The following is an 8,278-nucleotide window of genomic DNA, read 5'->3' as shown; positions in this document are numbered from 1 at the left end:
TTCGACCGGTCCGTCCGCCGGAGCCACCAGCCCCGGCGCGACCCAGGGCACCGGAGCCACCACCGGTGCCCCCAGCCAGACCCAGGGCAGCACCGGGCAGACGCCGCCCCAGCAGTCCTCCCCGGTCGACCAGGCCCCGAGCACCAGCTCCGGCCCGACCTCGGGCGGCGGCACCACCGGCGGCAGCGGCAGCGGCGCCCCGAGCGGGGACGGCGGCAGCGGCGGCGGCTCCTCCTCCGAGAGGCGGGGTCTGGTGGGCGGCCTCCTGGGATAGGGGCGACCGCCCGCACACGGCGAAGGGGTCCCGCACCGACGAGGTGCGGGACCCCTTCGCCGTCGCCGGTGAGGAAGGCGACGGCCGGGCCGGTGAGGACGGGTCAGCGGCGCTGCGCCGCCAGTTCCTTCGCCGCCTCCGTCAGGTCCTTCGCGGTGTCGATCGCCCGCCAGTAGGAGCCCTGGGGGATCGGGAAACCGGCCAGCCGGCGCTCGCGCGCCAGGTGCGGGAACGTGGTGCGCTCGTGGTCGCCGCGCTCCGGGAGCAGGTCGGCGAACCCGGGGGAGAAGACGTACACACCCGCGTTGATCTCGAAGGTCGACGGCGGGGCCTCGATGAAGTCGGTGATGTGGCCGAAGCCGTCCGTCCGCACCGCGCCCCACGGGATGCGCGGACGGGCCAGCGCGAGGGTCGCGACGGCGTCCCGCTCGGTGTGGAAGTCCGCCATGTCGCGCAGTGAGAAACGGGTCCAGATGTCGCCGTTGGTGGCGTACCAGGGGCGGTCCGGGTACGGGAGGTGCGCGGCGGCGTGCTTCAGGCCGCCGCCGCGGCCGAGGGGTTCCGTCTCGACGGCGGTGGTGACGGAGACGGGCAGGTCGGCGGTCTCCAGCCACTCCTGCAGGACCTCGGCGAGGTGGCCGCAGGAGACCACCACGTCCGTCACGCCCTCCTCGGCGAGCCAGGAGAGCTGATGGCCGATGATCGGGGTCCCCGTACCGGGGATCTCGACCATCGGCTTGGGCCGGTCGTCGGTGTACGGACGAAGCCGGGAGCCTTGGCCGCCGGCCAGGACGACGGCTTGAACGGGACGGGACGCGGCACTCGGATCGGTCATGGGCGGAACTGTACGTGGCGTCCCGTGAGCGGTCGGGGCCGGTGGCCCGGTGACCGGCGGCGCTTCCTCCGCACCGGCGCGGTGCGGCCGGTGACGCCTCCTCCGCACCGGCGCGGCCGGTGCGGGGCGAGTCGTGTGCCCGGCGGCGGGCGGTGCGCTCAGCGGTGGGCGGTGACGACCCCCGACGCGAAGGAGGTGTCGCAGACCGGGCGGGCGTAGGACTGGGCCTTGGTGGGGCCGTACGCCCGGACCGCGGCCTTGCCGAGGGAGCGGGCGATGGAGGCGCAGTGCTTCGCCAGCGACGGGCGCTCGTCGACGGCCTGCTGGAGGTGGGTGAGCGCGACGCCCGGGTCCTCCTCCTGCAGTTCGACCAGCAGCGCGTCGCGCAGCACGTCCTGCGGCGCGCGGGCGGCGGCGCGCGAGGAGGCGCCGGGGGCGGAGGCGTCCGCGGCGGTGAGCACCGGGCTCGAGGGGGACCCCGACCAGTTGACTCGCGCGACCGCGAGGGTCCCGGAGAGCACCAGGACGACGGGCAGGACGAAGGCGAGGGTGCGGCCGATCCGGAGGGCGGGGCCCCCGCCGCGTCGCGTCTGAGGGTTCGTGGAGTGCTTCACGCGTGTGAGGGTAGCGGCAGGTAGTCGAGCGGAAACCTTCCGTCACCGGTTCGAGGGATAGGGGGTGGAGGGTTTCGAGGGTGCGTGTTGACGCACGCCGCTCGAAATGTCCGCTGTGTCGGGGTATTTGTCGACAGGGAGAGGGGCCCCGCAGCAACCTGCGGGGCCCCTCTTCATCATCTCGGGTGAATCACCCGGATCCGTGTGTTTCGTCCGGCGCCTCAGTCGGAGAGGCGCGCGCCGGTCGAGGTCGAGAACACGTGGGTCTCGCCCGCCCGCGGCACGACGTGCAGCTGGCTGCCCTTCTCCGGGACCTCGCGGCCGCCGACGCGGACCACCACGTCCTTGGCCTCGCCGCCGATCTGCGCGGTGCCGTAGACGAACGCGTCGGAGCCCAGCTCCTCCACGACGTTGACGGTGACCTCGACGCCCAGGTCGGAGTCGGCGCCGGCCACGTCGAAGTGCTCGGGGCGGACGCCGACCGTGACGGTCTTGTCGGTGGCGGAGGCCAGCGCGTCCCGCTGGACCGGCACCACCGAGTTGCCGAACTTCACCCCGCCGTCGGTGATCGGGACCTCGATCAGGTTCATGGCCGGGGAGCCGATGAAGCCGGCGACGAAGAGATTCGCGGGCTTGTCGTACATGTTGCGCGGGGTGTCGACCTGCTGGAGCAGACCGTCCTTGAGGACCGCGACCCGGTCGCCCATGGTGAGCGCCTCGACCTGGTCGTGGGTGACGTAGACGGTGGTGATGCCCAGGCGGCGCTGGAGCGAGGCGATCTGCGTGCGGGTGGACACACGGAGCTTGGCGTCCAGGTTGGACAGCGGCTCGTCCATGAGGAACACCTGCGGCTCGCGCACGATGGCGCGGCCCATGGCGACACGCTGGCGCTGACCGCCGGAGAGCGCCTTCGGCTTGCGGTCCAGGTACTCGGTCAGGTCGAGGATCTTCGCGGCCTCCTCGACCTTCTGCCGGATCTCCGCCTTGTTGACGCCGGCGATCTTGAGCGCGAAGCCCATGTTGTCGGCGACCGTCATGTGCGGGTAGAGCGCGTAGTTCTGGAACACCATGGCGATGTCCCGGTCCTTGGGCGGCAGGTGCGTGACGTCGCGGTCACCGATGCGGATGGCGCCGCCGTTGACGTCCTCGAGCCCCGCGAGCATCCGGAGCGAGGTGGACTTGCCGCAGCCGGACGGGCCGACCAGGACGAGGAACTCGCCGTCCGCGATCTCGATGTCGAGGGCGTCGACGGCGGGCTTGGTGGAACCCGGGTAGATCCGGGTCGCCTTGTCGAACGTGACAGTGGCCATGGTGAATGGTCCCCTTCTACCGGCAGGAACGTGCCGGACGATCCGAGTAGGAAGGCGGTGCCACTACGGGTATTCCGTTGTGGTGTAGTCCACAGGGGTGAACTGGCACAGGACGGTACCCGGCGTTCACCTGGTCTGTCAGCACCTCCCGGGCTGTGAATTTCGCGGAAACTTTCGATCGCCGGGATGACGGCTCCGTCGCGTACGGGGCCCGTTCGACCCGGAGCGGGGTCACCGGTCGGTCGCGTACCGGTCCGCCAGCACCGCCACGGCCGCCGCGACCGCCCGCCGCAGCTCCTCCGGACCGAGCACCTCCGCCTCGACGCCCAGCCGGAGCAGGTCGCCGGTCGCGACCGTCTCCGACTCGACGGACAGCTCCACCTCGACCCACCCCTCGTCGTCCGGCGGCCCCGCCTCCGCGAGCGCCCGCGTCCCCGCCGCCCCGAACTGCATCGGCAGCAGCTTCCGCCCGCGCGGGGAGAGCCGCAGCCGGGCGGTGCCCTGGTGCCGCGCCGCCTCCATGCGCCGGGAGGACTCCGTCCAGTACGCGGCCAGGTCGAAGCCGGCCGGACGGGCGAACTCCTCGCCCGTCTCCTCCACCGCCCGGAAGCGCGACACCCGGTAGGTGCGCACGGCGTCCTGCGCCAGCGCCACCAGGTACCAGATGCCGCCCTTCAGCACGAGACCCAGCGGGCGCACCTCGCGGTGCACCTCGCCGCGCCAGCGCCGGTAGTGGGTGCGCAGCACCCGCTGTTGCCACACCGCCCGCGCGACGGACTCCAGGTGCGGCACGGGGTCGGCGTCCCGGAACCAGGCCGGCGCGTCCAGGTGGAACCGCTCGCGCACCCGCCGCGCCTGTCCGGCCGGGCCGCCCGGGAGGGCGGCCTCCACCTTCAGCTGGGCGCTCGCCAGGACGGCCCCCAGGCCCAGTTCCCCGGCCGGTCCCGGCAGCCCGGCCAGGAACAGCGAACCGGCCTCCGCGTCGGTCAGCCCGGTCAGCCGCGTGCGGTACCCCTCCACCAGGCGGTAGCCGCCCTCCGGTCCGCGCTCCGCCCGGACCGGCACCCCGGACGCGCCGAGCGCCTCGACGTCCCGGTAGACGGTGCGCACCGACACCTCCAGTTCCGCCGCGAGTTCGGAGGCGGTCATCCGGCCGCGGTTCTGCAGCAGCAGGAGCAGGGAGAGGAGCCGGTCGGCGCGCATGGGGCCCATTCTCCCGACGTACCTGACAGGAGGTGTCAGGTACGGGCGGAAGGGTGGACGCATCCGCCGGACCCACGTCAGAAGGGGACACCCATGCCCAAGAAGGGGACACCCATGCCCACCACCCGGACCACCACCGGTCACTTCACCTTCGCCGACTGGAAGGAGAGCCCCGTCACCCCCGAGGACGGCAGCCCCCGGCTCGCGCACGCCACGGTCACCAACGCGTTCTCGGGCGGCATCGAGGCCGGGGCCACGACCTGTGACTACACGATCGCCTACCTGACCGGGACGACCGGCACCTTCGCGGGGATGGAACTCGTCGGCGGCCGCGTCGACGGGCGGGAGGGGACCTTCGTGCTGGAGGAGCGCGGGCACTTCGCGGAGGACGGCACCGTGCACTGCTCCTTCGAGGTCGTCGAGGGCTCGGGCACCGGGGAACTGACGGGGCTGCGCGGCACCGGCGGGTTCACCTACCGGCACGGGGAGACGAAGGTGCCGTACACCTTCGCGTACGGGTTGGAGTGAACGGGCGGGCCTCCTCCCGCAAGTGCGTGGCCCCGCGAAAGCGGCTCTGTGTACAGTGGAGCCGCCTTCGCGCGCGCCGCGCGACGCCTCCTTAGCTCAGATGGCCAGAGCAACGCACTTGTAATGCGTAGGTCGTCGGTTCGAATCCGACAGGGGGCTCGGCTGGAACCCCAGGTCAGCATGACTGACCTGGGGTTTTCCGTTCAGCGGATGCGGCGCCGACGGCGGGCGCGGGCCGGGCGGGTGTCCGGGGTCTCAGTTCTGGTCTCAGTACCGTCTCTCGGACTGGGCATGAACGCGTCTCCCATACGGCGCATCGCGTCCTTGGACAGGTGGGATCTCCCCTTCACGTACCGCCGGGTCTGGCTGATCTGGGTGTGCCGCAGGATCTCCATGATCGTGGGCATGTCGACCCCGAGTTCATTTAAAAGCGTGCCGGCGGTATGGCGGCTCCCGTCGTACAGGCGGCGGTCGTCGATGCCCGCTTCCGCGAGCAGTTCCTTGAACTCCTCCCAGTCCTGCCGCGGGTCCAGCGGTCGGCCGTCCGGCCGAGTGAAGACGAGTCTGTGTTCCTGCCACAGTTCCCCGGCCGCGGCGCGCATCTCGTCCTGCTGTGCCTTGTGCTCCCGCAGGTAGGGGATGAACGGCGGGGGGATCGGCACGGCGTTCCGGCTCTTCTTGGTCTTGGGCCGGGTGAAGACCAGGCCGCCGCCCTGCCGCTCAGGGCAGACCCGAGCGTGCCGGGTGCAGGCCTTGGGGCACGGCTTGGGGCACCCGCGCTTGTAGCCCTTGTGCGCCTTGCAATCCGGCGGGCACGGCTCGAACCGGTGGAACTTACCGCCGCACGCGTGCGGGTCCTCGCAGCCGTGTCGCCACGTGAGGCGTTGAAGCTGCCACTCGGGGCGGAACAGCTCGTTGTCCAGGTCGACGTACGGCCACCGCAAGCCGAGCGTTTCACCCTGCCGGAACCCCATGCCGACCCCGATACACCACCGCATGAAGGTGGGCCGCTTGGCGGCGGCCTCCAGGAACGCCTTGGCCTCCTCGGTGGTGAACGGGTTCGCCTCGGTCTCGTCCACCGTCGGCGGGTCCACGAGCGTGGCGACGTTCTCCACGATGAGCCGACGGCGGTGGGCGATCTTCAAGGCCCGGGACAGGATGCGGTGGACCTTGAGTACGTGGGACGGCGCGTGTCCCTCGTCCAGCATGGCCCGGTACATCCGCTCCAGGTGTTCCGGGCCCAGCTTGTCGAGCCGGTGCTTGCCGATACCGGGGATGATGTCGTTCCGCGTCTTGGACCAGTAGTCGTCCAGGGAACGCGGCTTGAGCTTCAACGACGCGATGTCGGTGAGGTAGGTGGTCATCCACTGCTCCACGGTCGGCTTGCGGCCGGCCTTCGGCGCGCGTCCCCTGTCCCGGAGCGCTTCCAGCTCGCGGACCTTGCGGCGCACCTCCGCCTCGGTCCGAGCCCTGCGGTGACGGCGGTCCGGGCTGCCGTCGTCCTTGACGCCCATCGTCACGCGGCCGTGCCACCAGCCGTCGTTGCCCAGGTAGATGGACGACTCCATGTTCGCTTTGCGGGGGCTCATGTGTTCCTCCGTACGAGAGGCGACCCCGGACACCGGTCCGGGGTCGCCTTGTGGTGATGCGTGGGTCAGTTGGGCAGCGGGGCGAGGTTGGCCACGTACGCCTCGAGGTCCGTGCGCCGGATGCGGCGGCACCGGCCCAACTTGATGTACTTCAGGGCTCCGTCGGCCATCAGCTCGTAGAGGGTGGAACGGCCGATAGCGAGCGCTTCGGCGGCCTCTTCCGGCGTGTAGAGCAGCCGGTCCACAGGTGCGGCAATGACTGTGCTCATCCGGGATGTCTCCTCGGCGGGGTTGTCTGGCGTCGGCCCTGCTCTCAGAAGTCCGCTACATCCGCTACAGCGCTACATCGCAGGTCAGCAGGGGTGTTTTTGTAGCGGAGAGGTGGGGTGTAGCGGCTACGCATGTGCTACGGGGTAGCGGGCGTAGCCGCTACACACTTGGGTGCCGCTACAGATTCACCGGCTCTGAGCTGGGCTGTAGCGGCGTAGCGGATGTAGCGGAGCCCTGGGGAGGGGGCGGGCAGTAGCGGGCCCACGCGTCCGCCAGGTCCTCCGCGTGGAAGCCCTTGAGGACCCCGCCGGCCGTCCGGATGTTCCGGGACCGGATAGGCGCGTTGTCGGCCGTCATGTACTCCCCGAGCATCCGCGACAGGCGCCGGTTGTCGAGTGGCTTGCCGTCCAGGTCCGCCCACGGCGCGTCATCGAGGGCGTTCAGCCGATCGAGGATGGCGATGGTGGGCAGCTTGTCCACGCCGATCAGGACGTGGTCGCGCAGGTCGGTCAACAGCCGGATTCCCAGGCTGTGTTTGTCGGTGTGCTGCGCGGCCGTGACCAGTGTCACGCACGCTTCGCGGGCCCGCTCGGGCCACTGACCGCCGACGGCGTCCGCGATGGCCAGCAGCGGCTCCCACACATCGGCGGGGCGGTCGGTGACCCCGTCGGGCATTTCCGGCCAGGCTCCCAGCACGAACCCCCGCGCCTGCTCCGCCCATTCGGCGAGCCGGTCACGCAGCTTGTGCCCCTCGGCCTCGTGGATGCGGGCGCGGAAGGGTTCCACGCGTTCGTTGCGGGCCCGCCGGCGCATGCGGATGACGATGGAGCGGGTCAGGATCGTGTCCGGCAGCGAGCCGAGTCCGGCGACCGCGACCGCGCAGTACGAGGGGAACGCCTGCACGGTCTGGTTGCCGCCGTCACCGATGCACCGGTAGGTGACGCCGGTACGGCGGTGTCCGGCGTTCAGGAAGCCGCGCAGGTCCTCGTTGTCTCCGGCCTTGGGGCCGAAGATGGTGTCGATCTCGTCGAACAGGATCGTGGGACGGCCGTCGGCTCCGGACACCGCCCGGAAGAGCGCGGCGGCAGACGCGTTGACCGCGACCATCGGGTGCGGCACGAGCGTTTCCACGATCTCCAGCGCCCGCGACTTCCCCGAGCCAGGCTCCGGGGACAGGAAGGCCAGGCGAGGGGTGGAGTCGAAGCAGTCGAGCAGGTGGGCGTGCGCGTCCCACAGCGCGACCGCGACGTACGCGGCGTCGGTGGGGAAGACGTTGAAGCGGCGGTGGAAGGCTTCCACCTCGTCGAGCAGCGCGACGCCGTCGATGGGGCTGGTCATGCGGCGGCCCTTCCTTCCTGTGAGTCGCGCAGGGGGCATGCGTCGCGGTGGGCGGCGTGCTCATCGATCAGGGCGAGCACCCGAGCACGGCCGATGGCCGAGCGGTCGCGTCCGCACGCGCACCGTGAGGTGGCGGTGGGGACGGCGCCGCGCGGGGCGACGATGTGCAGCCACGCGACGGGGTGGCGGCCGTCGTCGCCATGCGGGTCAGAACCAAGAGCAGTCCGGACGCCCTGGCGGGCGGCGCCTTTCGGCTCGCCCACGGCCGCAGCGTCCACAGCTTGTGGGGCGGCGTGCGGACCGGCCGGGGCGGGGGT

General features: G+C 71.4%; 8 protein-coding genes, 1 tRNA gene and 1 pseudogene. 3 read left to right on the top strand and 7 right to left on the bottom strand.

Going from position 1 to position 8,278, the window contains the following annotated elements; all coding sequences use genetic code 11:
• Positions 1 to 274, top strand: a pseudogene (locus B7L92_RS26940) (hypothetical protein); the annotation flags it as partial.
• A gap of 103 nt (positions 275 to 377) precedes the next feature.
• Here B7L92_RS26940 and B7L92_RS26935 read toward each other — a convergent pair.
• From B7L92_RS26935 to B7L92_RS26920, 4 genes are all read right to left on the bottom strand, one after another.
• Positions 378 to 1,109, bottom strand: a complete 732-nt coding sequence (locus B7L92_RS26935; protein ID WP_004986517.1) for a nucleotidyltransferase family protein — start codon at positions 1,107 to 1,109, stop codon at positions 378 to 380.
• A gap of 158 nt (positions 1,110 to 1,267) precedes the next feature.
• A complete protein-coding gene (locus B7L92_RS26930; protein ID WP_004986519.1) occupies positions 1,268 to 1,723 on the bottom strand; it encodes a hypothetical protein in 456 nt (151 codons plus the stop codon).
• A 221-nt stretch (positions 1,724 to 1,944) separates the two neighbouring features.
• Positions 1,945 to 3,033 (bottom strand): ABC transporter ATP-binding protein, encoded by a 1,089-nt coding sequence (locus tag B7L92_RS26925; protein ID WP_004986521.1) that lies wholly within the window; start codon positions 3,031 to 3,033, stop codon positions 1,945 to 1,947.
• A 231-nt stretch (positions 3,034 to 3,264) separates the two neighbouring features.
• Positions 3,265 to 4,236: a helix-turn-helix transcriptional regulator gene (locus tag B7L92_RS26920; RefSeq protein WP_174704022.1), complete on the bottom strand. Its 972-nt coding sequence runs from the start codon at positions 4,234 to 4,236 to the stop codon at positions 3,265 to 3,267.
• A 114-nt stretch (positions 4,237 to 4,350) separates the two neighbouring features.
• Between B7L92_RS26920 and B7L92_RS26915 the strand changes: the two genes are divergently transcribed.
• Complete coding sequence (locus tag B7L92_RS26915) at positions 4,351 to 4,764, top strand: DUF3224 domain-containing protein (RefSeq protein ID WP_081239968.1); 414 nt, start codon at positions 4,351 to 4,353, stop codon at positions 4,762 to 4,764.
• 85 nt (positions 4,765 to 4,849) lie between these two features.
• Positions 4,850 to 4,923, top strand: a tRNA-Thr gene (locus tag B7L92_RS26910).
• Positions 4,924 to 4,967: 44 nt separating this feature from the next.
• On the opposite strand, the gene B7L92_RS26905 is transcribed toward B7L92_RS26910, so the two are convergent.
• The 3 genes from B7L92_RS26905 to B7L92_RS26895 all read right to left on the bottom strand — a co-directional run bounded on the left by B7L92_RS26905 (position 4,968) and on the right by B7L92_RS26895 (position 7,961).
• Positions 4,968 to 6,353 carry a tyrosine-type recombinase/integrase gene (locus B7L92_RS26905; protein ID WP_081239967.1) on the bottom strand — a complete coding sequence of 462 codons (1,386 nt, stop codon included), beginning with the start codon at positions 6,351 to 6,353 and terminating at the stop codon, positions 4,968 to 4,970.
• Between the two features lie 65 nt (positions 6,354 to 6,418).
• Entirely contained in the window at positions 6,419 to 6,622 is a 204-nt protein-coding gene (locus B7L92_RS26900) for a helix-turn-helix domain-containing protein (RefSeq protein WP_081239966.1), read from the bottom strand.
• Between the two features lie 178 nt (positions 6,623 to 6,800).
• Entirely contained in the window at positions 6,801 to 7,961 is a 1,161-nt protein-coding gene (locus B7L92_RS26895; RefSeq protein WP_081239965.1) for a DUF3631 domain-containing protein, read from the bottom strand.
• Between the last annotated feature and the right edge of the window lie 317 nt (positions 7,962 to 8,278).

Origin of the sequence: Streptomyces viridosporus, from assembly GCF_002078235.1 — a bacterium.
Lineage (GTDB): Bacteria > Actinomycetota > Actinomycetes > Streptomycetales > Streptomycetaceae > Streptomyces > Streptomyces viridosporus.
Note: the sequence above shows the minus strand (reverse complement) of the source record. Positions and strands in the feature narration are given on the sequence as shown.

Bases quoted from the DNA above. Each gene is read 5' to 3' on its own strand.
- B7L92_RS26935 (WP_004986517.1), bottom strand. From the start codon at position 1,109: ATGACCGATCCGAGTGCCGCGTCCCGTCCCGTTCAAGCCGTCGTCCTG.
- B7L92_RS26925 (WP_004986521.1), bottom strand. From the start codon at position 3,033: ATGGCCACTGTCACGTTCGACAAGGCGACCCGGATCTACCCGGGTTCC.
- B7L92_RS26920 (WP_174704022.1), bottom strand. From the start codon at position 4,236: ATGCGCGCCGACCGGCTCCTCTCCCTGCTCCTGCTGCTGCAGAACCGC.
- B7L92_RS26915 (WP_081239968.1), top strand. From the start codon at position 4,351: ATGCCCACCACCCGGACCACCACCGGTCACTTCACCTTCGCCGACTGG.
- B7L92_RS26905 (WP_081239967.1), bottom strand. From the start codon at position 6,353: ATGAGCCCCCGCAAAGCGAACATGGAGTCGTCCATCTACCTGGGCAAC.
- B7L92_RS26900 (WP_081239966.1), bottom strand. From the start codon at position 6,622: ATGAGCACAGTCATTGCCGCACCTGTGGACCGGCTGCTCTACACGCCG.
- B7L92_RS26895 (WP_081239965.1), bottom strand. From the start codon at position 7,961: ATGACCAGCCCCATCGACGGCGTCGCGCTGCTCGACGAGGTGGAAGCC.